Source organism: Chitinophaga sp. (assembly GCF_019236475.1).
In the GTDB taxonomy this organism is placed as follows: domain Bacteria; phylum Bacteroidota; class Bacteroidia; order Chitinophagales; family Chitinophagaceae; genus Chitinophaga.
Genome location: NZ_JAFAIX010000005.1, coordinates 54,649 through 79,276, shown reverse-complemented (window position 1 = coordinate 79,276; position 24,628 = coordinate 54,649). Strand labels below are relative to the sequence as shown.

Sequence of the window (24,628 nt, the reverse complement as noted above, 5' to 3'; positions counted from 1 at the left end):
CATGAGCTCTAGCTACAAAAATAATTATAAAAAGTTTTTGAGACGGACATACCTGGCAATTGCAGGTGTGACTATTGCCGTTCCCTTTATTATAGATGCATCTGCGCACATAAAGCCACATGCATTCTTCGGATTTAACAAAATTTTTGCAGACACGGTACCACCGTCGTCTGTTAGTCCGAAGCCTATCCGTAAGGGAGCCGCTGTTCCAGTCGGTTCTAAAGATACGTCTATTGTCCCTAAACATGGCGATTCCAGTGCGATAAAATTGCCGGGAGATAGTACATTGAGGGACACGACCATCGTAACCGTAGACACGATGGCTTTGCCCAAAGCCTCTAAAGACTCTCTGGATGCGGTGGTTACCGCCAAAGCCCAGGATTCCATGGTATTGATGATCCAGGAGAAGAAATTCTACCTGTACGGCAGTGCCAATGTAAAATACAAAACCATCGATCTGACGGCTGCCCAAGTGAGCTTTGACCAGAATTCAGGGGTCATGAGCGCTACCCATACCAAGGATACTGCGGGTAAACCTGTAGGACGGCCAGTGATGAATGAGGGTAGTCAGAGTCTGGAATCTGATACCTTAGAATACAATTTTACCTCTTCCAAAGCGCTTATTTTCAATACCCGTTCCCAATATGGGGAGGGTTATGTGCATAGTGAGAAGACCAAACGAATGGCCGATAATACCATTTTTGGTTTCAAAAATGGCTATACGACCTGTAACTTGGATACCCCGCACTTTAGTTTCCGGGCGAAGAAAATCAAGGTAATTCCGGATAAACTCATCGTATCCGGGCCAGCTAACCTGGAAATTCAGGGTATTCCTACACCGATCTTTATACCATTCGCTATATTCCCGATTACACAGGGACAGCGTTCTGGTATCCTCCCGCCTCAGTTTGTGGTAAACCAACAGAAGGGGATGGGACTTGAAAACGGCGGTTATTACTTTGGTATGGGCGATCATATGGACATGACCCTGAGAGGGGATATCTATTCCTATGGTAGCTGGTCATTGACGGCGAGTCCGACTTACCGAAAAAGATATAAATATAGCGGCGGGCTGACTATCAGTTTCGCGAACACGCGTCTCGGCGACCCATCTGTTCCGACAGAGTTTGTTAACTCGCATGACTTCCGCATTATGTGGAATCATAGTATGGATAGTAAGGCTCGTCCGGGAATTAACTTTGGCGCCAGTGTGAACTTCGGAAGTTCTTCCTATAATCAATATAACGTATACGACTATACTACCCGTGTCAACAATAATATTGGTTCTAGTATCAGCTTCTCCAAAACCTGGCAGAACAAGCCGTACAACCTGACTGTCAATATCTCCGATAACCAGAACTTACAGACTAGGGATGTATCGCTTACCTTCCCAGATGCGAACTTCTCCGTACAGACCATATATCCTTTCCAGCCTAAAGAGCTGATAGGTACTGCCAAATGGTATCAGAAAATAGGTATCGGCTATACGAACGAATTACATAACCAGGCATATTTTAAAGATTCTGCCTTCGGGAAAAAGGAAATGTTTGACGCCTTGCAAACAGGTATGAAACAGAATATTCCTATTTCCTTCTCTATTCCTGTATTTAAGACATTTACGCTTTCTCCAAGCGTGGGATTGACCGAGTACTGGTATACCAAGAAGATTAAACGTCAGTGGAATGAGAGTAAAATAAATTTAGGAACGGGTGCTACAGGTGCGCTGGATACCACCTATATTCCGGGATTCTCTGCCCAGCATGAGTTGACTACCGCCATGTCGCTTTCTACGGCGTTATATGGTATGTATAGTTTCGGAAAAAATTCTCATGTAAAAGCAATCCGACATGTTATGCGGCCGTCCCTAGGAGTATCTTATCGTCCTAACCTGAATAGCGGGGCTTATTATGACATGCGGTATAATGCTGCAGGCGATGTTGTCCGTAACTCCTATTATACAGGATCTGTGATAGGTGTACCTAGTGAGTCCACCTTTGGCGGTATGACCTTCGCGTTGGACAACAACCTGGAGATGAAAGTTTTCAGTAAGAAGGATACCAGCGCCAATCATGAGAAGAAAGTGAAATTGCTGGATGGTTTTGGGTTCAATTTCAACTATAACTTTGCAGTGGATACTTTTAAGTTGTCGCCAATTACCTTGTATGCACGTACCAACTTATTCGAGAAACTGAATATTACTGTCAACGGAACATTAGACCCATATGTAGTTGGAAAGGATGGAAAGCCTAAAGATCGTTACGTATGGCAGGATGGCAAATTGAGTCCAGGACGTCTTTCAAATGCCAGCATTACCCTGTCCACCTCCTTCCAATCGAAGGATAAGAAATCGCAGGATAAGCAAAAGGCATTGGATTCTATCGCGAATGTAACGGACCCGAATATGCTCTTGGCTGCGCAGCAGCGTCAGTTGCAGATGATCCGTAATAATCCAGGTGAGTATGTAGATTTTGATATTCCGTGGAGAATTGATCTCTCTTATAGCTTCAACTACGTCAACAGAATTCTGCCTGACTCTGGCGGGCGAGTGAATACCATTGTACAGTATATCAATTTCAATGGAGATTTCAGTTTGACGCCTAAGTGGAAGATTGGTATGAACAGTGGTTTTGATTTTGTGAGGATGGAAGTGGCTTATACGAACATGTATATATCCAGGGATTTGCACTGTTGGCAGATGTCGATCAACGTAGTACCGTTTGGTACCTTCCGACAGTTCAGTATTACGATCAATCCGAAGGCAGGTATTTTGCGAGACTTGAGAATAAATCGATCGCGAACGTTTTACAATATGTAGCGAGCTAGCATAAAAAGAAATGCCCCCTGAGATCTCAGGGGGCATTTCTTTTTATTTATCGTTAGCAACGTAATAGTCCCACATAATTTTGAAGACTTTTTCCTTCAGGGCTGGCACATCATCCTTTGTCAATCCTGTTGTAGGAACAGGTGGTAGGAAGTGATAATCGATATGATGTGGCCATGCGTAGAATCCTTTACCTGCTGGATTGATGATTTTAGTATGAAACAGCAGGGAAGGGATAATGGGCACTTGAGCATCGATGGCGAGGGTGAAGGCGCCATCATAGAAGGGCTTCAGCGGTTCGCCGGTACGATTGCGGGTCCCTTCTGGATAGAGGAGCATATGCATCCCCATATTGAGGGCTTGGCGCATTTTAATAATGCTGTTTTTGCGGCTGGTTTCGTCACTTCTGTCGACCAGTATCCCACCGATGCGATATAACACGCCAAACAGCGGGATTTTGCCCATAGAAGCCTTTGCCAGCGTTTTATTAACGCCAGGAACACCAGGAGTGGTTACAGGCACATCGATGAGTGCATTATGATTGCAGACCACCACGTATGTCTGACCTTTGGCGAAATTTTCCCGTCCTTTGGTGTGAACAGGGCAGCCTATAAGGGGCATATAGATTTTCATCCAAATGCGTCCGATGGTCAGAAATACCCTTGATGGGAAGGGGTCAGGGAAGAAAGAAGATATCCAGATTGGGATAAAAACAATCAATAGTGTGCCTGCAAAAAGGAGCAAGGCATATACTGCGAAGATTGTTCCCAGGATTTTTTTTATCATTTTCATATAGCCGTTCTCTTTCGCTGTGCAGCGTATGCAGCTAATATATTAATTTTATTTTATTCGCAATTAAAGTCGCCAATCCACTGGTTCGATACCTGCTTTAGAGAGGATTTCATTGGTTTTTGAGAAGTGTTTACAACCGAAGAAACCTTTGTCAGCGCTGAATGGAGAGGGGTGGGCGGCTTTAAGGATATGATGTTTGGTGGCATCTACGAGGATTTGTTTATCCTGAGCGAATCTGCCCCAGAGTAGGAAAACGACATCTTTTTTCTGGTCGGAGATTTTACGGATGACGGCATCGGTAAATGTTTCCCAGCCTATTTTCGAGTGTGATGCAGGTTCGTGTGCGCGTACGGTAAGGATTGCGTTGAGGAGGAGAACGCCGTGTTCTGCCCATTTGGTGAGGTTACCGCCTGTTGGAGGTTCCAGACCGAGGTCAGATTTCATTTCTTTGTAAATATTAACGAGAGAGGGAGGAGGTTTAACGCCATCCTGCACGGAGAAACAGAGGCCGTGTGCTTGGCCGGGTCCGTGGTAAGGATCTTGCCCGAGGATCACTACTTTTACCTTTTCGAAGGGTGTTTGATCGAAGGCGTTGAAGATCTCAGATCCGCCAGGGTAGATGGTTTTGCCGAGGGCTCTCTCGTGTTTGAGAAACATGACAATCTGTTCGAAATACGATTTCTGGAATTCATCTTTGAGGGCTTCCTTCCAGCTTGATTCAATTTTTACATCCATAGTAATCACAACATTATCGAAAAAAAATAAAATTAATTTGTTTTTTTTAACAGAAAATTTATACATTTGCACTCCCAAAACGATAGATAAATATAACAAAATATCTGTCACGATGGTCGGGATGTCTCGGTAGCTCAGCTGGATAGAGCAACTGCCTTCTAAGCAGTAGGTCATTGGTTCGAATCCAATCCGGGACACGAAAGAGGAAAATTGCGAAAGCGGTTTTCCTCTTTTTTGTTTTGGGGAAATTGGATTCTGAGAATAGTTTTAACAGTTCACATGAGTCGTAAAATTACTTGGCTGCTCTCACCCAATGTGGTGCATCTCCAGTATCTTTTCTTAGCAACATATTTAACTGTGCCGCGTGATGTTGTACATGGCGCATATTGTATAACATCAATTCAAAAACGGGCATCACTTTATTCCCGTCTACTTCCACCCATTGTTGGGTGAAGTCTGCCTCCGACATGTTGCTTATCAGATCATGGCATTTTTTTCTGCTTACTTGCAGATAGGCGAGTATTTCTGCCTGGGAGTAAATCCTGTTGGGAACTATGTCGTCGATGCCGTCAGGAGGGATGTTGTTGCTTAATGTAAATGGAAGTGGTGAGGAGAGGGGACTGGCGGGAATGGTGAGGTAGTAATCCAGGAAAATGGCGACATGATAAGAGATGTAAAAAAACTTTTTCTCTTGGTCCCAAAGGTTTTTGGGATATGCGGAGATGGCATTGATCAGCATATCGATACTGGCGCCAAATTGTTTCCACAAGGATGGTTTGATAGCATGTACCATGATTTTGTTTTCTGAAAAGTAGATATTTCTGATTGATTTGCTACTGATGACATTGTATTTTTAATGTAATTGTTGGCCTTTATGAAAAGGCTATCTCGAGAAAAGAATCACTACATCCGTATGTAGTTTTTGCAGTCTTAGATGCGTTTTTATATTGAATCCGTTGGTAGTGTCGATTCCATTTACCAGCAAGGTATCATTGGATATCCATTTAATGTCCACACTTTTATTACTACCCAATATTGTATTTTCAGGTGTCCCCTTGTCGGTAGGATTATTACCTTCGACTAATCGAACACCATAAGAGGTGGCGGTGGTTGCACCGCAGTCAGTGACAGTGGCTATTGCTTGAATGGTATTATTGGGATTGGGAATGCGTTTTAAGATGTCTGTATCACAGTCGCCTGCTATATTTATACAGCTAGTCAGACAAAAAATGCTACTGAAAAGTAGGAAGGAATGGAGGTGAGACATGAATTTTGTTTTACTGAAAGAGCCTTTGTATAGGAGGGAAATTAAATAATTAATCATCTAAGCATCTAAAGTTATTTTAACATGATAGCCTTGGGAATAGATAGGGGCTTTACTTTCCTGCGACAAACATGAACCAAATGTCTGTAAGGATTATTCATCCCACTTTGTAGACTGGATTGCACAGTACTTTTTAACTGGATCTAATTATGCGATATTAATTATTATTCTAGTCTATATTGTTGTCATTGTTTTCTTCCTCTTCTTCAGTGCCAAAGGTTTCTTCTTCATTTTCTTCCTCGATACCTGGCACATCCAAAGATTCATCTTCATTTAGTAAATCGCCTTCATCATCGCGCATGTCAACTTCAGCTTTGTGCATGCGAATTTCTTCTTCGTAAGCAGGGTCTTCGTTGGCGGCTTCGTCCAGCAGATGGCGTTCTGTATCGCTCACATTGGTATCATCGCTTAGCCTGGTGTCATTGTCGTCATCGAGGATACCTTTACCTTCTTCATCGTCGGAGGAGGGGGTATCGGGCCCTAGCTTTTCAACTTTATAGTTTTCTTGTCCGGGAATATCGCTTACTTCAGGCAGATCCATTTTGATATCTTTATTTCGTTTTTTCATGGTGGATCTTTTAAAGAAAAAGGCGAAATAATCGTGCCATTGGCAATATAATTAGGTATATAACCACGGCAGATTATTGTAATTTAGCGTTGTATGTTACATCCTGTATTGTCAAAAATTACAGATATATATTAACTTCATCTTACTTAATAAATATCATATGACAAACCTTTCCACCCCAAAGCCATATTGTACTGTTATCAATAATCAGCATGTAGCAGTAGTAGTTTTCGGAAATGAGTTGGATGAATGGATGGATTACGCCATGGATGCTGGAGATCCATTCTGGTATATCCTTGGAACCGATGCCTGGTTTGAAGAAAAGGTGATTGATGGGCAACTATCACTAGTGGCGCGAACTTATGATGAAACCTACTTTGATTGTCCGATAGATCAGCGGGTCATAGACTTGCTCAAGAATGAAAATGGTATCATTGTTTTCTTTCCGAAATTCCACCTGAAAGCAGAGGATATTAAGCAAACTTCTGACCTGGAAGAGTTGAGTAATTGGATGAACCATGAGATAGGAGAAGAAAATATGGAGGGCTTGATTTATTGTTTCTTTACGGAAGAGGATAAGAAGAAGTATCATGGGGATGATGAAGTGGAGGGAATAATTTAAGAATATGAAGTTAATAACCTCTTTTTTGGAAGATTTTGAAGTTTACTTTGGTCGTATTTTTTAATTGTTTGATGTACATCGTCTGGATATTTTATGCCAAAATAGATTGATCACCCTAAATGCCCTATAAAATGTACCTAAGAAGTATTTTCATCACTTTATCGATTGTTTTACTGATTAACAAGGTAACGCTAGCTTGTGATTGTATAATGATGGTTCCCGTGACTTACTATATTCCCAAATCGGATTACATTATGCTAGTTACAGTAAAAGAGATCCGCCCTGTGGCAGATACCTATTATACAGGCGTTAACGCGCAGATAGAAGTGGTAAGCGTGTTGAAAGGGAAATCATCACCCGGTGAGTTACTAGAATTTGAGCCACATACGATTACCAACTGTTCGTTTAAGTTTGAGAAAGGGGGTACTTACCTTGTATTTGCGTACAAGGAGGGGGATAAATTCAGTGTTTATGATTGCTCTTGGTCAGGTGATATCACTTATAAAAGTGTGAAAGAAGATATCAAGAAAATAAGAAAATATATGAGGAAGCATAAGATGGGTTGATATGGAATAATTCTGCAAAACTGCCCGTGAATTTGGAAAATCAAAATAAAATAAAATAAACTCCTATTATCCTTATGCCTAAATTCCTTTTATCTCTTCCCTTACTCTTTATTTTCGCCTGCTCAGCTCCGTCAACTGGTATGAAACAAACGGTGAAGTCAACAAATACAGATTGGCATGCTGCACCGGGCAGCCCTGAAATCATTACAATGCCAGCAAATCAGGTGGAATCTGATATTGCGGAGGAAAATGTATGTATACGCTGGGGTATGGAAACAATCAAAATACCTGGCTCTAGCATCCATCCATTACATGTCGATGGGCGCGGAATTGACAGCCTGGCAATAGTAGACTATAATCACGATAAGAAACCTGTAATGCTGGTGCTGGTAGATGATGCTTTTCGTGGTGGGATTTCACATCTGATAGCCATGAGAATGGTGGATAATGCAGTGGAGCCTGTAGTTTTTAAAGCGCCGGATGACGTTTATGATGAATTGGTCATTAAGAATCACATTGTCATAATTCAAAAGGATGAATATATTTATGCATACTGTTCAGATGCTATGAACGAGGAGGAATCTAAAATTCAGATTGATAAGTATAAATGGTCTCCGCAATATGGATACTTTACATTCGTCGGCAGTAAATTATTTGATGATTTCCCTGCTAAACTGGAAATGTTTAAATTCTAAGTGGCCGTTTACTATGGGGTCTAACAATTCCACTGCAGCCTTCATTGGCAAAAGCGCGCGAGTAAAAACTTACGGGAGAGAAAAAATCATTTAGCATGAAAGCTGAAATTCTTGAAATTTTTGAATTAACCAACAGGATAATTTTGATTGCTGAATTTGAAGATGGCATGTTCCTACGTTCAGGGATGCATATATTAACTAATGATAAGTCCTTTAAGATAGTGGCTGTTGGGGCAAAAAGAAATTTAATAAATCATCCCCAATACCGTGAGACTCTATTCGAAAGAAATATAATAGACTTTGATATTGCTAAATTCCAAGATATCTATACCTACTTATCTGTAGGTATGGCAGTGGATATTGTTGATCGTTGATTTGTTAAAAGAGGCTATATTCTGTTACCTAATTTATGCGTATTCTATATTGATATATGAATTCGAAAGACAGGGGATAGGAGGGTAGGGAAACTTAAGGTCTTCGAGTGGGTATAGTCTGGTCATTAGAGCTGAGATTAAAATGTTTAATCTATTCGTAAAAATATGAGCTGTATAGAGCGAAACGAATTTGTTGGATTTGGTCAACCAGTTATTAAAGGTACGCGTCTAACTGTTTATACTGTTGTTTCTTATGCGTATTCCAGCAACGTGATCCAACATTTTCTTACTGAATTTGAGTTGTCATTGCTGGAATTAAAGGCGGCATTATCCTATTGTAAACATAGACAGTGTCAGATCTTCAATCATACTTTCGATAAATATTGTGATGGATGTATATTACGGAGTATTAATGATGGATGGAAGCCTGCTAGTCTGGATTTCTATGAAAAAGATAATATTTCATATTCTAATGATGGAACCATAATTTTCCTTGGTTCATTGCAAGAACTAGATGATGAAGAGTTTGGCCGCATTGGATGGCAGATTGAAAAGAAGTTGCTTTTATAAATTATAAAGAGGGTATACAGTGTGCGTTCAACTCCCACCTGGGGGGGAGGGTTCGAATCTCCTCTTTCGCACGGTCATCCGACTCTTAATCAGTGGGCCTACGTTTCCAGAACAGGAATCCAATCTGAATGTTGTGGAGCTGATGGGAATCGAACCCCATATCAGATTCCCTGACTCAATAACCTGAAACTACCACTGCTATTCTAAAATAATAAAAAAAGGATGATGAAAGAAATTTTGAGAGAAATCATTGATAAACCAATTGAAATGGTAACATTAGAAGCGTTAATGAATTGTTTTGAAGTGATTAAAGACAATGGGGATATAGGTCTTATTAAGTTCGATGGGCTAAGAGAAAGTAGCCATTATACGGTAGTTGTCACCATTCCATCTTTGGATAATACTCATATTCGAATGGATGATTCTTCCCTAAAAAATGCTGTGATTAAAGTTTTGGTAAAATACTATAAGTTGAAGTATGATTCGAATTAATAAGATACCAATTAATTAATCAATTAAACTGTGATGTATAGCTTTTTCATTAAAAACCATATTAATAAAGCAGCAATATGGGAAGGTGTAAATACCTATTTTGATGGTGCTTATTCCATCGATTGGGTTGACAATGCAACACCATCTAATAAGGATGTGTTATTGGAATGTGTTTTAATGGAAGGCGATGTCAGTATTGATTTACATATATATACTAAAATTTATATTGATTATTTAGCCCTGGCTATCTTTTGCACTAAATACTGGAATGTTGATATTATTATTAGTGATGAAGATATTAATCCATTTGCCTGGATTTTAATCGATAAAAATGGCAATCAGGGCAAAGTGTCTCAGATTCCTACAGATAACGAGGAGTTCAGAATTGAAAAATTATGATAGGAAAGAAATAATGACCTAGATCTCAAAGGAGCAGTCCATTTAGTCCTTTTGCTAAAAAGTATACATTTGCCGAGCTACAATGAACTAAATCAGTCAGTGCAGTTGTCGTCTCCCTAAACAATAATTATTTGATAATGTATCCGTTTTATATCCGTAAAGTACATGCAGATGAACTTTCACTAGTCCTTCAATTGTTGAAAGAAGCCGCAACTGCCCTTCAGCAGAAAGGGCTGGAGCAATGGCATGTCTGGTTACAACCAAAGCCGGAAAATATCGCCTGGATTGAAGAGGGGTTAAATAATCAGGAATTTTTCTTTGTGGAAAACGATGCCAGTGAAGTGATGGGAATGTATCGTCTCTCTTACAATGATCAACTATATTGGGGAGAACAAACTGAAAAAGCCGGATATGTTCATTCACTGGTAGTCAGAAAACAATTTGCAGGAGCGAATTTGGGCACTGCGATGCTGAACTATATAGCGGATGGTCTAATACAGCAAGGTATTCATCTTTTTCGCCTGGATTGTGATGCAGCCAATAAATGGCTTTGTAATTACTATGAAAGCCAGGGATTCCAGCACGTGGGAGAGAAGCGAATGCCCCATGGATTAAATAATTTGTATGAGAAAGAATTGGGGAAATTGTCAGGAATCTAATTTACTCACTAATCTACTCCTCCCGATCAAATACCTCTTCGAGGTAATTATTAACTGCTGCTATATCATTTAATCGGATAATGTTCCATGCATTCCAATCGACCAATATGAGGGAATGCTTAGTGCCTAGGTCATGTAATACAGGCAATATAGGTTGACAGATTTTTTCTTTGGGAGGGTAATAATCTATCAAAAATAAATTTTTAACAATACTATCCGTTGATTCAACTACTATTGCTAGTTTATCAAACCCATAAGCTACCGCATTATTCACTATTTCCACATAACTGCCGTACCCTGTTTTAACAACGTCGAATACTTGCGTGCTGTGTGAGGTAAGGTAATTATTGAGTAGAGCTGCATCGATTTTTAATTCGCTGATGTTTATGGGTGTCTCGTCCCTGACAACGATGCTACTGAATCCCATTACTCCTTCTTCCTGTGGAGGAAAACTATCCATCTGCCTTTGGGCACTAGCAAAATTTTGTTCAGGAACTATTTCCACTTGGTTATAGTCATCCTCATGAAAGTATGTTTCAGATTTCATTGTTACTAGCTGTTTATTTTTTTTTGGAAAAAACTTTTCATTTCCAACGAAGATACTTATTAATAACAAACGTGATTGTATATACGAAAATGAAAATCTACTTTTTATTTTGATCTGTTCATTATCATGCTGACAACGCGAATCATCGTGAATGATAATGAACAGATCATTGAAAATGAACAGAAATGAACAGCATGATCTTGCTTGTATCCCCCTACATTTGATCGTAAATAAATTAACCCAAATTATGAAATCATTTTACAGTAACGACTACCTCATAGAGGTAAATGAAAAGAGATGTGCAGAATATTTAGCTGCCAGTCAACAGTTCAGTAGTAAGTTCACCGTGATGATTGTGATTTACTCGGCGATATCAGCTTTTCTACTACCAGTATGTAAAGATGTGATAGATGTTGGGCCTACTAATAAGCTATTATTATTTTTATTCACAGTATTTGCATTATTTTATTTGGGCTCTGTAGTACTTACATTTTTACTTTTATTTCCTGAAGATGAATTTGCTATCACTAAACCTTCTGATTATTCAATCGTATTGAAGAAATCCTTAGAAGACGCAGTTCCAAAAGCTCAAATTGCATTGTCGGATGTTATAGATCGCCAGTTGATCAAGGCTTATATTTTTGAATTGGAGCGGCTGGCAAATGAAACTTATTTGCAAATGCATTGGAAGCGAAGATGCTATATTGCTGATTTATTTTTGACGGCGGTGGCTGTATTGTTATTTGTTACTTGTATTTGTTTACATTTTTTTAATAGGTAGAAGAGTAAATTATGTATCGCAGATTCGTTAAATGGTATATCAAAAGACAGCAAATGAAAATTGCCCAAATGGATAACCTGTTTAATCCGAGGAGTAAAAAACTCATTTCTGAATCCACCTATGATGCATTGCATATGGTTGGGCATAGATTATCCAATGTGGGAAGTCCTTGAAGAAGAAATTACAAGACTGATTTAATTCCATTCTAATCAACATCCATTTTTATTAACAATAAATTATTTCTTTATGTATCGCAGATTTGTGAAATGGTATATTAAACGAAAGCAACGTAAAGCAGCAGCTATAACGGATCCAAAAAATCCGAGAAGTAAGAATTATATTCTGGAGAATCCTGGACTGACAGAGGAAGAGAAACAACTTTATCTGAAACGCCCGCCAATTATGCTCTGCGTATGGCTAGGCATCACCTACCCCCTCTGGGAAGTGCCAGATCCGGCTTAATATTCACACGATCACCAGGCAGCGAAACCTCGCTGCCTTATTTATTTTATGGACTTCCACATACTGCACGTATACTCTTCCCCGTTTTAGGAAATAAACCATATTTTTACAGTTTCTCACTGCTGTTATGATCGGATCCATTTTAAGCAGGTTGGAAGCCTCCCGCAAAGAACTGCTGGACCTCGGCCTCAGAAATCCCCTGCTCAACTATAAGTTACCCACCGGCAAAGGCCTGCACATTGTGCAGGAACAATCTGCCGCTATATATAACCTGCTGGTACGCGAAAATAAAGCCATGACATTCGCCGGTAGAGCCGTTGGAGAGACTGCCAGTCCTCAGGACCTGCCATCTCCCGCACCTTCTCCGGAAGCCCTGGAAAAAGGTTACACGGATACCAAATTGCAGACCAACGAAAATAATATCACACTTCAGCATAAATTGCTGAATACCTACTACGCTGCCCGCACCAGCATGGAAGAACAAGGGGTGAACATCCTCTATATTTCTCTAGGCATGTTGCAGTGGTTTGAGAATGAATCCAGTCAGGAACCCCGACTGGCACCACTCATCCTCGTTCCGGTATCACTGGATCGTAGCAACGTAGGTGATCGGTTCCGACTCAGATACACCTTGGAAGAAGTAGGAGAAAACATCTCCCTACAAGCTAAAATGAAATCGGAATTCGGTATCCATATCCCGGAATTCCCGGATGCAGAGGATGTCGATATCAACGAATATTTTAAAAGTGTAGCTACAGCTATCCACGGATTCACCCGATGGGAAGTAATCCCCGACGCTATCGAATTGGGTTTCTTCTCCTTCGGTAAATTCATGATCTTTAATGATCTGGATAGCAATAACTGGCCCGGTGGACAAAAACCAGAAGACCATCCCGTAATCTCCAGTCTCTTCGGTGGCGGATTTCAACAGAATTCCCCAGAGATTCCAGAGAATGCTTTCATCGATAAGGACACTAATGCGGCTGAACTCTTCCAAGTGGTGGATGCCGACAGCTCCCAGATCATGGCCATGCTGGCCGTACAACAAGGTAGAAACCTTGTTATTCAAGGCCCTCCAGGTACTGGGAAATCACAGACAATCACCAATATCATCGCAGATGCTATTGGCAGAGGCAAAAAAGTCCTGTTTGTAGCAGAAAAACTCGCGGCGCTCGAAGTGGTGAAACGCCGACTGGATAATATCCACCTCGGTGAAGCCTGTCTTGAACTCCACAGTCACAAGGCTAATAAGAAAGTGCTCCATCAGGAATTACGTCGGGTAATGGACTTGGGCAAACCCAATGTGGCCAAACTGCAAGAGGAACTCACCATGTTGGACAACACCCGTGAGGAACTAAACGACTACTGTATCGCCATTAATACGCCTATACAGGATAGTGGCCACACGCCACAACAAATTATCGGATATCTGCTGCAACTCCGCAAGGAAGCAGCGAATGTTCCTCTACCACGTATATCCGTTCCCGATATAAATACCTGGAATGCGGTTCGTGCCAATCAAGCAACCGCATTGGCCGAACGTATGCAAGCATGCCTGCGCATGATTGGCATGCCGTCCACCGCGCCTTTCAGAGGTTCGCGCCTCACTAGTTTGCTCCCACATGAACAGGAAAAAGTGAAAGGACTGCTGGAGGAAACATTGGCTACAGTAAAGCAACTAGAGCAATTATCCGCTAACGTGGCGGAATGGTTACAGTTGCCTGTTCCTCACCAAATATCGTCGGCGGAAAACCTGGCGCATATTTGCGAAGTAATAGCGGCGCAACCTGATATCCGTGCTATCAATGCAGCCCATCCTGCATGGACCAATCAAGGACATCAAATCCAGGAAATCCTGGAGGCTGGCCAACAAGCAGCTTCCTTACGCCAACAATACCAGGGCATCCTTATTCCAGAAGCTTGGGACCAGGATCTGCTACAGGTACGTCAGAATCTGTTGGCACACGGATCGAAATGGTATAAATTTCTCATCGGCAGTTATCGCCGCAGTAAACAACAACTGGCCGCTCTCTGCCTGCAGGGGCTGCCGGAAGATAATGCAGTCCGCCTTCAATATGTGGATGATATCATGTCTTGCAGAAGACAGGACGCGGTGTTGAGAGAACATACCACATTGGTGGAAAACCTCTTTGGTACACGATGGGAAAAACTCCACACCAATTGGGAACTGTTACATAAAGCGACCGATTACCTAACGGATGTGCATCAGCGCATTCAACAAGGAACCCTTTCAGTTGCGGTGATAGACTGTTTACAAAGACAAGTAGATCCCCTCCGAGCCGCGCAGGAAAAAAATAATATCCGTCAGCAGATAACTGTTGTGGCAGATAAACTGCGTACCACCTTGGATACGCTCCAGATGGATGAACAGCAACGTATTCCTGCGTCTCCATTGCAGTTGGACTCCTTTGCCGGCCAGCAGCAAACCTTGCAGGAATGGCTATCACATCTGCCTACTATTACCTATACAATTGCTTGGAATAATATTGCCACTACTGCTCACCAGGATAACCTGGAATGCCTGGTAACCACCTCGCTGTCGTGGCCAGATGCCAGTGCATGGTTGAAAACAGCACTGCTGAAAAGTTGGTATGAATACCTGATCGAAGAAGCAGTTAGACTGCATCCTGAACTGCGGAAGTTTAACCGCTCCAGTCATGAAGAACTAGTAAGACAGTTCCAACGACTTGATACACTGAACTTACAGTATAACCGCGTCCGTGTGGCATTGCAGCATTGGGAACAGATGCCTAAAACAGAAGCAGGCGGACAAATGAACATCCTGAAAACGGAGTTCAATAAGAAAGCCCGACATATGCCGGTGCGCAAATTGATGCAGGCTGCGGGTTGGGCTATTCAGGCCATCAAGCCGGTATTCATGATGAGCCCTATGTCTATTGCGAATTTCCTGCCGCCAGAGTCCTTGGAATTTGATTTGGTGATATTCGATGAGGCCAGCCAGGTAAGACCTGTAGACGCACTCGGTGCTATAATGCGCGGACGTCAGTTGGTAGTAGTGGGAGACAACAAACAATTACCACCGACCAGCTTCTTTGATTCGCTGAATAGTGAATCCGATGATGAAGATAACGTGACAGCCGATATGCAAAGTATTCTTGGCCTTTGTGATGCCCAGGGAGCGCCACAACGCATGCTGCGCTGGCACTACCGGAGCCGTCATGAATCCTTGATTACATTGTCTAATCACGAATTTTATGATAACAAGCTGGTAATATTCCCTAGTCCTGGTACAAAGGAACAAGCCGGGCTTGTGTTTCATCATCTCCCCGATACTTCCTACGATCGCGGAAAAACTCGTACCAATCCACTGGAAGCAGAACGTGTAGCCGATGCCGTTATCGCGCATGCGAAAAATTTTCCACATCAGAGTTTGGGGGTGGTCGCCTTCAGTACTTCGCAGCGGGAGGCCATCAGTAATGCCCTGGAAACGAGACGTAAGCAACATCCTGAACTGGAGAGCTTCTTCACAGGCCATGCGGATGAACCATTTTTTGTGAAGAACCTGGAAAACGTACAAGGGGATGAAAGAGAAGTAATTTATATCTCTATCGGTTACGGGCGTACGGAGGAAGGATATGTGGCTATGTCTTTCGGGCCACTCAACAACGACGGTGGTGAAAGACGACTCAATGTATTGATCACGCGTGCTAAAACGCGTTGTGAAGTATTTACCAATATTACCTCGGACGATATTGATATCAACAGAACAAAAAGTTATGGTATCCATGCCCTGAAGAATTTCCTCTACTATGCACAGCATGGCAGATTGAATCATACCACAGAAACTGGCATGCCAGCAGATAGTCCTTTCGAAGAAAATGTAGCTGCCATGCTTACTGCAAAAGGATATCAGGTACGGAAACAGGTAGGGGCCAAAGGATTTTATATTGATCTTGCTGTAGTAGATCCTGAATATCCAGGTAGGTACCTCATAGGCATAGAGTGCGATGGTGCTGCTTATCATTCAGCCCGTTCCGCCAGGGACCGCGACAGACTTAGGCAGCAAGTCCTGGAAGCGATGGGCTGGCATATCCATCGGATCTGGAGTACTGATTGGTTCCATCATCCGGCCGCAGAGTTGGAACGGCTGGTGGAGGCCATCGAGTCTGCCAAAACCTATCAAGCAGCAGTTGATAAAGAAGTCGCTATTGTTCAGGAAGACCTGGAAATGGAGCGCACCACCGTGGAAACGCCTAAAGAGGAAGCCCTGTTATATAAAACAGCCGTATTACCAGATGATATCCGTGAGCAGGAATTGCATCAAGCATCCATGGGGCAATTGTGTAGTTGGATACAACAGGTAGTAGAGGTGGAAAGTCCGGTACATTTTGATGAACTGGCGCGTCGTATGGTGGAAGCTGCAGGCGTTACGCGTGTAGGGCCACGTATCCGGGAAGTATTGCGACATGCTGTACGTCATGCGGATGCCGGTAAACGCATCAAAATAAAAGGACAGTTTCTCTGGCATTCAGATCTACCTTCGCCGGCGGTTCGAGATCGTAGTGAACTGCCTTCTGCCGCAAGGAAAGTAAATTACATTGCGGTGGAAGAAATGGGGGTAGCATTAGAGAAAGTAGTGAAAGACGCAGTGGCCATACAGCCGGAAGCGGCTGTGCCTTTCATTGCCCGTATGTTCGGTTTCAGTCGGGTGACCGAAGAAATGAAAACAGAAATTCTGAAAGCAATTGATGCGAACGTGGAGAAAAATGTAGTACAGCTCGAAGGAGAATACCTGAAGGTGTAATCACATTATCGGCAACTGGACTATGTCATGCATGCGAATATGGGCTTTAACAGGGACCAGGTGTTAACCTTCCATTTGCCTTCTGTGGAGAGTCGTAATCATGTTGCAGCGATGAAGCAGCAGTTATTGCAAAATCGTCTTATTCAAGGAGTGTCTGCAGCCAGCAATCCTATTGGCGGGAATGATATCGGTACCAATGGATTTTATTTTGAGGTGGATGTCAAGATGCCGAGTGCATCGATGATGGCGCAGAACTTCTTTGTAGACGAGGACTTTGTGAAAACAATGGAGCTGAAAGTCTTGCAGGGGCGTAATTTCAGTGTACAAGGGGAAGGAGATCGCTATAATGGTGTGTTGATCAATGAAACGCTGGTAAAGAAATTAAACTGGAAAGATCCGCTTGGTAAGCGGGTGGAGTTTAATATTGATAATAAAGGCACGAAGGTTTCGCGTGTAGTCGTTGGCGTTGTAAATGATTTTCATATTTACTCCATGCAACATAAGATAGCGCCGCTGGCATTTACGGCTGCTCAGCGGAAGAAGGAGATAGGAGTGAGGAAAGTGTTGGGAGCGTCTGTTTGGGGTATCGTGAGACTACTGTCGCTCGACTTTCTAAAGCTGCTTGTAGCAGCAGTGTTGGTGGCTGTTCCACTGGCCTGGTGGTATATGGATAAGTGGTTAATGCAGTTTGCTTATCACATTGATGCCGGTCCTGGTGTATTTGTACTCACCGCAGCAATGGTGACTATTATCGCATTGCTTACGGTGAGTTATCATGCCATCCGATCCGCGTTGGCGAATCCGGCACAGAGTCTTAGATCGCCGGATTAATCAGACGCTTTGGAAGCAGCGCATGCTGATGCTGGCGTTTTGAATTTCTTCGTAGGTGAATTTGATATCTTCCTTTTGATCGATGAGTCCTAAGGTGTATATCATAGGGAGATAATGGTCATTCGTAGGGATCGATAACATCGCTTCCTGGCCTAGTGTGTGATATTTTATCAGATCCTCAAACTGATGGGCAGATAATTTTTTCTTTACCGTTTCATCAAAGGAGATGGCCCAGTCGAAGGGTTTGGCATGTTGAGAAAAAACGACCTGGTACAGGTTATGGACGATATTTCCACTTCCCATAATCAGCACCCCTTTTTTGCGTAGCGCTTTTAATTCGCTCGACAATTTATAATGATATTCCGGTGATTGTAGATAGTCGATGCTCAACTGATAAACAGGAATATCCGCTTCGGGGTACATATGTTTCAATACTGTCCATGCGCCATGATCCAGGCCCCAATGATCATCTTCCACCACAGTGGTACTAGTAATCAATTTTCCGGTTTCTATTGCCAGTTCAGGAGCGCCAGGGGCAGGGTATTGCACTTGGTACAATGCCTGTGGAAATCCACCAAAATCGTGAATGGTTTTAGGTTGTGGTGCCACTAGCACATGGGTACCTTTTGTCAGCCAGTGCGCTGAAATCACGAGAATGGCCGTTGGTTTATGTGGAAGCGATTTACCCATATTGCCGAGCGCGCGTGTGAACGCGTTATCACTGATCCCGTTCATTGGATTTCCATGACCGATGAACATGACAGGCATTAGATCCGTACCTGGGAAGTTGTCGCTGATATTTTTAAGTTCGTTCAGTTGCATAAACGTTAATTCAGATTGATATCGTAAGCTTCATTGAAGCGTTGATTGATTTTACGAATAATGGTTTCCGCTATTTCATATCCCTGTTCAATGGGAATGAGTTTGGTCCCTTTCACCATTAGGATGGAAGGGTAGCTATGAGCGTAGGTCGCAGCTTTCTCAAAGGTCCGTAATGTTTGGAGACGCATTGCATCGCTGTGAAAATATTGTAGGAACTGATCCGCGGGAATTCCCAGTGATTCAGCGATCGCAATATAAGTATCATTATTGCTGAGATCTTTTGCTTCTACAAAGCGGGCGTGCTGGATGGCATGTGTGAATGTCAGCAGCAGATGGGGCCATTTTTCGTTGACTGTTACGATGGCCCTGGAAGGTATTTCGCTATCGAGGATACGGGAAGCATCTTGGAGGGTGCGGAAATAAGCGTCTGTGAATTTGGCGCCTGTTCTACTGGCCACTTGAAGGTCGTGTGATTGAATATATCTAGCCAGATGGCTGTTTTGCGGTCTTGCGTTGGCGCCTGCCCACATGCCGGCAGGCAATACTTCCAATTGCATTTGATCGCCGTAGTGGGCCGCTAGTTTCTCTACCTGTTCACTGGTGCCATAGCACCAACCACAATAGGGGTCCATTACATAAATCAATTTCATAAATCGTTATTTAGAAGTGTAAGTTTTAATATTACAGTTTCGTTGAAAAAATTTTAACCGAACTGTTGGCTGAAGTCAGCCAGGGTTACAAGTTGTAATTTACGTATTAATGCGCCTTCAACCTCGCTATAGAGGTTATCCAGGTGTAGATTTATCTGTTTGCCCACCTCGCAGTCGGGGTTGGGGGTATTGCGGCTATTGCCAAGCAGGGAAGACTGCTTAACGGCCTGGTAGATATCTGACAGGAGGATATTAGCGGCTGGTTTGGCGAGGGTAGCGCCGCCGTTCTTGCCTTCTTTACTTTCAATCAGGCCATGATTACGGAGGTTACTGATTTCCTTGCGCACCAGTACAGGATTGATGTTGATACTGCCGGCGATATGTTCTGAAGACAGCAATTCCCCTTCTGCCCTGGCCATCAGGGTCAGAATATGTAAAGAGATGGGAAATCTGCCGTTATTCATTCTGTAATTTATGTTGTTACAGTACAAAGGTACAATAAAGTCCTTTAAAAGAAAAATTAACCGTGATGGCTGAGGAAGAAATAGACGACGGAGGCCACAATGAGCAATAGTACGATTAGTACGACCACACAGCCATTTTTACTCGGTTTTTTGATGGCATGGGTCAGTCCTCTTGAGGCCAGGAGGGTATCCACATCCTGTTTAGCCTGGAGGAGGTTGACTTCGGGGCCGCCAAGTTTATTCATTTCCGTGTAGTAAAATCTAACGCCATGGATGAGGCCATGATTCAGACAGAGATCTACTACCTGGTCGGTAATGGCCTTTTTGGCCTGGACCTGTGTTCTGGGGGAGGGGGAACCGGGCAGGACAGCTCTGTGGCAGTGAATGCACACTATGATTACATCGGAGGCATTTTGTTCAGGTACAGTGCGAATGACATCATGGCTGCCACAATATGGGCAGGTTGAGGCAAGGTCTTGTACAGTGCTCATTAATGGAATTTAATGGAGTATCAGTTTTTATAACTGACGGAAGATAACAAAACATTTCGGGATTAACTCCCGAAATGTTTATTGCTTTTTAAGATGGTCCTTGAAAACCTTCTTAAATTTTTCCAGTTTTGGTTGGATGATAAAATGACAGTAAGGTTGCGAACGATTCTGATTATAATAGTTCTGGTGATAGTCTTCCGCCTTATAAAACGTCTTAAAAGGAGCGATTTCTGTCACAATTGGATGTTCATAAGCGCCGGATTCCTGCAGTTTCTTTTTGTAATATTCCGCTTTTTCTTTCTGCTGTTCGTTGTGGTAAAAAATTACAGAACGGTATTGCGTACCAACGTCATTACCCTGGCGATTGAGTTGGGTAGGGTCGTGGGCGGTATAGAATGCCTGGAGTAGTTCATCATAGCTAACTTTTGTGGTATCGTAGGTAACCTGGATAACTTCCGCATGGCCGGTATTTCCTTCGCAAACTTCTTCATAGGTTGGATTGGGAACGGTGCCGCCGGAATATCCGGATTCTACTTTTACTACTCCGTCTAGGTATTGGAATTGCGCTTCTGTACACCAGAAGCAGCCACCACCGAAGGTTGCCGTCTGATAATTGCTGTTGTGCGTATTCACATCCATATTTCTTGGAACTTTTTCTTTTTTATTTTGGGCGCAAGCATACAGCGCTAATGTTATTAGGAAAATAAATATTGAGTATTTTCGCATAAGGATCAGTTTTATCATTGGTATAGCCCAACTAGTTGTTAGACCTGAATTCTTCCCAAAATTTACACCGTCTAAATATTATTTACGTGTAAAATGATACAACAGAGCAACAAGTTAAGTAACTTTAACATTCTTTTTTGCCCAGCAGCAGCGTTTTAACCTTAGCAAACAGAGAATTGTAAATGAAATTAGCGGCCATAACCAAACGTTTAGCAGCACGTGCGGTGGGTGGCCAGGATTATTATTAAACACAGAAGAGAAATTGAAATATTTTCCTGAATCTGCGGTGATGCAGTTGGAATTTGATAAAGTACAGGAGCTTCTTGGCGAGCACTGTAAAACGGAGCTTGGTAAGCAAATGGCTGCAGAACTCCGTCTGCATACCCACATAGATTATGTAAGAACGGCCCTCCAACAGGCCCATGAATATAAACAGCTAACCCTCCTGCAGGAACATTTTCCAAATGATTTTGTCCTGAATCTTAAAACTGAACTGAGGCTATTAGCCATACAGGGTGCTGTTTTAGCAGGTGATCAGGCGATGCAGCTTCGCAAACTAGCGGAAAGCATGCATAGCATCACCCGTTTCTTTGGTGACGACCGTAAAGAGCAGTATCCTGCTTTGCATGAAGTCATTAAAGACACTTATTATGAAAAGAAAATCACCGCTTTAATTGATGAAGTGCTGGATGAAGTGGGTCAGGTAAAGGACAATGCCAGTCCTGAACTGTCTAAAATCCGCATGAATCTTTATCGTAAGCGGATGGAACTACGTAAGGTATTTGAGAGAATCCTGCAGAAATTGCAGAAGCTCAATTACCTGGCAGACCAGGAAGAAGCGTTTCTGAACGGTCGTAGGGTAGTGGCCATCTACGCGGAAAACAAGCGTATGGTGAAAGGTATCATTCATGGAGAATCTGATACAGGTAAGACAACCTTCCTGGAACCGGATGAAACCATCGAATTGAACAATGATATTCAGTCGCTTGAAAGAGAGGAAAGCCGGGAAGTGTACCGTATCCTGCGTCAGTTGACCAGTCAGCTTAGTCAATATAGTGGTCTGCTCAACACCTACCACGACGTATTGGGCATATACGATTTTATCCGTGCCAAAGCCAAACTGGCCCTTGATATGGATGGAAACTACCCGATGCTTGTACCGCATGCGCAGGTGCACTTGGAAAAGGCATATCATCCTTTGCTGTTATTATATAACCGCAAGAACAATAAGCCGACTATCCCGGTGAACATTACGCTGGACAAGGATAACCATATACTAGTGATCAGTGGACCGAACGCAGGTGGTAAGACGGTGACTTTGAAAACAGTAGGTCTCATCCAACTGATGTTACAGGCGGGCCTGCTGGTGCCAGTGCACCCAAGCTCTCAACTGGGCATTTTCAAACAATTGATGATTCATATCGGGGATACGCAGTCCCTGGAGTTTGAGCTGAGTACTTACTCTTCTCATCTGAAAAATATGAAGTACTTCATGGAGAATGCCAATGGTAAGACCTTATTCTTCATAGATGAGCTGGGAAGTGGTTCCGACCCTAATTTGGGAGGAGCCTTTGCAGAGGTGATTATGGAAGAACTGGCGAAGAAACACGCCTTTGGTATTGTTACCACCCACTATCTGAACCTGAAAGTCATGGCTAATAAGGTGAAAGGGATTATCAACGGGGCAATGGGCTTCGATGAACAAACCCTTTTGCCGATGTACAAACTGATGATCGGTAAGCCTGGGTCTTCCTATACCTTCTCTATAGCCCAGCGTATAGGTCTGCATCCATCGCTGATTGCCCGTGCCAAGAAATTGGTGGATGAAGGACATTTCCAGTTGGATAAGCTGTTGAACAAGGCAGAGCAAGATCTCCAGAAAGTGGAAACGAAGGAGAAAGATCTCCAGAAACTCGTGAAGGAGAATGAGCGCCTGAAGAAAGAATATGAAGAGCTGGCTGATAAAGAGCGCAAACATCAGCAGATTACTTTCTTGAAATTGCAGAATAAGATTAAGGAAGACGACCTGCAATATCTGAAGGATATGGAGCGTAAACTCAAGCAAATCGTTGTAGAATGGAAACGTGCCGAGAAAAACGATGAGCGGGAGAAAGTAATGAAGCAGGCAGAAATCCTGCTGTTCCGTCGCAGAGAAAAGCAAGTAAATGAGAAGCTCGATAAAAAAGTGAACGACAAATTCCAGGAAGTGGGCGGCGCAGCCCAAATAGGCGACCAGGTGAAGATTATGAGCAATCGCCAGGTAGGTAAACTGATTGAAATCCGTGACAAGCGGGCCATTGTACAGTTAGGAAAAGTACCTATCAATGTGAAGCTCAGCGACTTGGTGGTAGTCCAGGAAAAAGTAAACGAATAGTAATTGACGTTTAAAATTGACCCAGATGGAAGTAGCAAGCAAATCACCCATACCTGTATATCGACTGGAAGACTGCACAGACGGTTTTCCGTTCCTGATTACGAGAATGAAAGGCAGTGAGCCTATGGTGAAAGATTTTGCCATTCCGCATCGGCATACAGGATATAGTATTGATATTGTAGTGAAAGGGAGTATTCATCAGTCGGTCGATTTCCGCCAGCACGAGGTGCAGGCGCCGGCCGTTATGCTGTTGGAGCCTGACCAGGTACATCTGCATGAGATGGCAGATGATTGTGAGATGATCAGTATATATTTTACAGATCACTTCTTGGTGTCTGAATTACAGGGAGTGGTAAGTTGCTGGCGTTGTATTTTTAATTCCGGAGTCATACCCTTAAATAATGACCAGTTGGATGAGTTACTCTCTTATGCTTTGCTGATAGAGCGGGAGTATGAGAGTAACCGCATCCGCCGGGAGGAGGTTCTCCGTAACCTGCTCAATGCCTTTATAATTGCCTGCGGTCGTATATCCGAGCCAGTTACCCGTGATAATATATGGTTACGTGTAGAGAGCTCTCAATATAATATGGCGCGGCAATTTAAAGTGCTGGTGGATCAGCATTATCATGAAAAATCGCAGGTGTCGGATTATGCCGAAATGTTATATGTCACCCCAGGCCATCTGAATGATACGGTAAAGGCCCTGATGGGTAGAAATGCGAAGTTTGTTATAGATGAGAAGCGTATACTTGAGGCAAAACGGCTGCTGTATTGGGGAGAGCACTCTGTAAAGCAGATTGCATCGCACTTAAGTTTTGAAGATGATGCTTATTTTAATCGGTTTTTTAAGAAGCATACCGGACAGACCCCGGCCGTATTTCAACGAGAAAGCCGTGAAAAGTACAATTAAACCCGCAATAATTTAAATCCTTCGTAAATAGAATTTTCTATTTTTGCATCGTGAATTTAATCAATGACGCTGCCCGTACGTCATTCTAAAATTGAAAGCCATGGAAATTGTAAGCGAATAGCCGCACATTTGCTGAAATGCTTTAATTATTTTTTTACAGGAGTTAC

Annotated in this window: 26 protein-coding genes and 1 tRNA gene; 16 read left to right on the top strand and 11 right to left on the bottom strand. The window is 42.7% G+C overall.

Features of this window, described 5'->3' with window-relative positions:
- The first annotated feature begins 37 nt into the window (after nucleotides 1-37).
- On the top strand, nucleotides 38-2,815 hold the full coding sequence (locus tag JO154_RS07570; RefSeq protein ID WP_291943337.1) for a putative LPS assembly protein LptD: 2,778 nt from the start codon (nucleotides 38-40) through the stop codon (nucleotides 2,813-2,815).
- A 51-nt stretch (nucleotides 2,816-2,866) separates the two neighbouring features.
- Here JO154_RS07570 and JO154_RS07565 read toward each other — a convergent pair whose 3' ends face one another.
- A complete protein-coding gene (locus JO154_RS07565) occupies nucleotides 2,867-3,613 on the bottom strand; it encodes a 1-acyl-sn-glycerol-3-phosphate acyltransferase (RefSeq protein WP_291943335.1) in 747 nt (248 codons plus the stop codon).
- Between the two features lie 63 nt (nucleotides 3,614-3,676).
- Nucleotides 3,677-4,348 (bottom strand): uracil-DNA glycosylase, encoded by a 672-nt coding sequence (gene ung, locus JO154_RS07560; RefSeq protein WP_291943333.1) that lies wholly within the window; start codon nucleotides 4,346-4,348, stop codon nucleotides 3,677-3,679.
- 123 nt (nucleotides 4,349-4,471) lie between these two features.
- On the opposite strand from ung, the gene JO154_RS07555 reads away from it, so the two are divergent.
- Nucleotides 4,472-4,545, top strand: a tRNA-Arg gene (locus JO154_RS07555).
- 95 nt (nucleotides 4,546-4,640) lie between these two features.
- Here JO154_RS07555 and JO154_RS07550 read toward each other — a convergent pair.
- From JO154_RS07550 to JO154_RS07540, 3 genes are all read right to left on the bottom strand, one after another.
- Nucleotides 4,641-5,141 (bottom strand): DinB family protein, encoded by a 501-nt coding sequence (locus tag JO154_RS07550; protein WP_291943332.1) that lies wholly within the window; start codon nucleotides 5,139-5,141, stop codon nucleotides 4,641-4,643.
- A gap of 90 nt (nucleotides 5,142-5,231) precedes the next feature.
- Nucleotides 5,232-5,615 (bottom strand): hypothetical protein, encoded by a 384-nt coding sequence (locus tag JO154_RS07545; RefSeq protein ID WP_291943330.1) that lies wholly within the window; start codon nucleotides 5,613-5,615, stop codon nucleotides 5,232-5,234.
- 226 nt (nucleotides 5,616-5,841) lie between these two features.
- Entirely contained in the window at nucleotides 5,842-6,240 is a 399-nt protein-coding gene (locus JO154_RS07540; RefSeq protein WP_291943329.1) for a hypothetical protein, read from the bottom strand.
- 160 nt (nucleotides 6,241-6,400) lie between these two features.
- Here JO154_RS07540 and JO154_RS07535 point away from each other — a divergent pair, with 160 nt between their 5' ends.
- The 8 genes from JO154_RS07535 to JO154_RS07500 all read left to right on the top strand — a co-directional run bounded on the left by JO154_RS07535 (nucleotide 6,401) and on the right by JO154_RS07500 (nucleotide 10,617).
- On the top strand, nucleotides 6,401-6,862 hold the full coding sequence (locus JO154_RS07535) for a hypothetical protein (protein ID WP_291943327.1): 462 nt from the start codon (nucleotides 6,401-6,403) through the stop codon (nucleotides 6,860-6,862).
- Between the two features lie 254 nt (nucleotides 6,863-7,116).
- Entirely contained in the window at nucleotides 7,117-7,428 is a 312-nt protein-coding gene (locus JO154_RS07530; RefSeq protein ID WP_291943325.1) for a hypothetical protein, read from the top strand.
- Between the two features lie 74 nt (nucleotides 7,429-7,502).
- Complete coding sequence (locus JO154_RS07525; protein WP_291943323.1) at nucleotides 7,503-8,123, top strand: hypothetical protein; 621 nt, start codon at nucleotides 7,503-7,505, stop codon at nucleotides 8,121-8,123.
- Nucleotides 8,124-8,218: 95 nt separating this feature from the next.
- Nucleotides 8,219-8,497 carry a hypothetical protein gene (locus JO154_RS07520; RefSeq protein WP_291943322.1) on the top strand — a complete coding sequence of 93 codons (279 nt, stop codon included), beginning with the start codon at nucleotides 8,219-8,221 and terminating at the stop codon, nucleotides 8,495-8,497.
- 165 nt (nucleotides 8,498-8,662) lie between these two features.
- The gene (locus JO154_RS07515; protein WP_291943320.1) at nucleotides 8,663-9,067 is read left to right on the top strand and encodes a DUF433 domain-containing protein; all 405 of its coding nucleotides are present in this window, start codon (nucleotides 8,663-8,665) and stop codon (nucleotides 9,065-9,067) included.
- Nucleotides 9,068-9,289: 222 nt separating this feature from the next.
- On the top strand, nucleotides 9,290-9,559 hold the full coding sequence (locus JO154_RS07510) for a hypothetical protein (protein ID WP_291943318.1): 270 nt from the start codon (nucleotides 9,290-9,292) through the stop codon (nucleotides 9,557-9,559).
- A gap of 33 nt (nucleotides 9,560-9,592) precedes the next feature.
- Entirely contained in the window at nucleotides 9,593-9,958 is a 366-nt protein-coding gene (locus tag JO154_RS07505) for a hypothetical protein (protein WP_291943316.1), read from the top strand.
- A gap of 137 nt (nucleotides 9,959-10,095) precedes the next feature.
- Nucleotides 10,096-10,617: a GNAT family N-acetyltransferase gene (locus JO154_RS07500; protein WP_291943314.1), complete on the top strand. Its 522-nt coding sequence runs from the start codon at nucleotides 10,096-10,098 to the stop codon at nucleotides 10,615-10,617.
- Between the two features lie 13 nt (nucleotides 10,618-10,630).
- Here the strand turns inward: JO154_RS07500 and JO154_RS07495 are convergent, their stop codons facing one another.
- Nucleotides 10,631-11,164, bottom strand: coding sequence for a hypothetical protein (locus JO154_RS07495; RefSeq protein ID WP_291943312.1), 534 nt, complete (start codon nucleotides 11,162-11,164; stop codon nucleotides 10,631-10,633).
- A gap of 247 nt (nucleotides 11,165-11,411) precedes the next feature.
- Here JO154_RS07495 and JO154_RS07490 point away from each other — a divergent pair, with 247 nt between their 5' ends.
- From JO154_RS07490 to JO154_RS07475, 4 genes are all read left to right on the top strand, one after another.
- The gene (locus JO154_RS07490; protein WP_291943311.1) at nucleotides 11,412-11,945 is read left to right on the top strand and encodes a hypothetical protein; all 534 of its coding nucleotides are present in this window, start codon (nucleotides 11,412-11,414) and stop codon (nucleotides 11,943-11,945) included.
- A gap of 246 nt (nucleotides 11,946-12,191) precedes the next feature.
- Nucleotides 12,192-12,407, top strand: coding sequence for a hypothetical protein (locus JO154_RS07485; RefSeq protein WP_291943310.1), 216 nt, complete (start codon nucleotides 12,192-12,194; stop codon nucleotides 12,405-12,407).
- Between the two features lie 127 nt (nucleotides 12,408-12,534).
- Complete coding sequence (locus JO154_RS07480; RefSeq protein ID WP_291943308.1) at nucleotides 12,535-17,193, top strand: DUF3320 domain-containing protein; 4,659 nt, start codon at nucleotides 12,535-12,537, stop codon at nucleotides 17,191-17,193.
- A 27-nt stretch (nucleotides 17,194-17,220) separates the two neighbouring features.
- The gene (locus JO154_RS07475) at nucleotides 17,221-18,024 is read left to right on the top strand and encodes an FtsX-like permease family protein (RefSeq protein ID WP_291943306.1); all 804 of its coding nucleotides are present in this window, start codon (nucleotides 17,221-17,223) and stop codon (nucleotides 18,022-18,024) included.
- Here the strand turns inward: JO154_RS07475 and ygiD are convergent, their stop codons facing one another.
- From ygiD to msrA, 5 genes are all read right to left on the bottom strand, one after another.
- Entirely contained in the window at nucleotides 18,025-18,846 is an 822-nt protein-coding gene (gene ygiD / locus JO154_RS07470) for a 4,5-DOPA dioxygenase extradiol (RefSeq protein ID WP_291943304.1), read from the bottom strand.
- Nucleotides 18,847-18,851: 5 nt separating this feature from the next.
- On the bottom strand, nucleotides 18,852-19,496 hold the full coding sequence (locus JO154_RS07465; RefSeq protein WP_291943302.1) for a DsbA family protein: 645 nt from the start codon (nucleotides 19,494-19,496) through the stop codon (nucleotides 18,852-18,854).
- Between the two features lie 53 nt (nucleotides 19,497-19,549).
- Nucleotides 19,550-19,960 carry an Rrf2 family transcriptional regulator gene (locus tag JO154_RS07460; RefSeq protein ID WP_291943300.1) on the bottom strand — a complete coding sequence of 137 codons (411 nt, stop codon included), beginning with the start codon at nucleotides 19,958-19,960 and terminating at the stop codon, nucleotides 19,550-19,552.
- A 56-nt stretch (nucleotides 19,961-20,016) separates the two neighbouring features.
- Nucleotides 20,017-20,451, bottom strand: a complete 435-nt coding sequence (locus JO154_RS07455; RefSeq protein WP_291943298.1) for a hypothetical protein — start codon at nucleotides 20,449-20,451, stop codon at nucleotides 20,017-20,019.
- A gap of 78 nt (nucleotides 20,452-20,529) precedes the next feature.
- Nucleotides 20,530-21,090, bottom strand: a complete 561-nt coding sequence (msrA, locus tag JO154_RS07450; RefSeq protein WP_366935579.1) for a peptide-methionine (S)-S-oxide reductase MsrA — start codon at nucleotides 21,088-21,090, stop codon at nucleotides 20,530-20,532.
- 349 nt (nucleotides 21,091-21,439) lie between these two features.
- Here msrA and JO154_RS07445 point away from each other — a divergent pair, with 349 nt between their 5' ends.
- A complete protein-coding gene (locus JO154_RS07445) occupies nucleotides 21,440-23,551 on the top strand; it encodes a MutS2/Smr-associated SH3 domain-containing protein (RefSeq protein ID WP_291943295.1) in 2,112 nt (703 codons plus the stop codon).
- Nucleotides 23,552-23,576: 25 nt separating this feature from the next.
- Nucleotides 23,577-24,461, top strand: coding sequence for a helix-turn-helix domain-containing protein (locus JO154_RS07440; protein ID WP_291943292.1), 885 nt, complete (start codon nucleotides 23,577-23,579; stop codon nucleotides 24,459-24,461).
- Nucleotides 24,462-24,628: the final 167 nt, after the last annotated feature.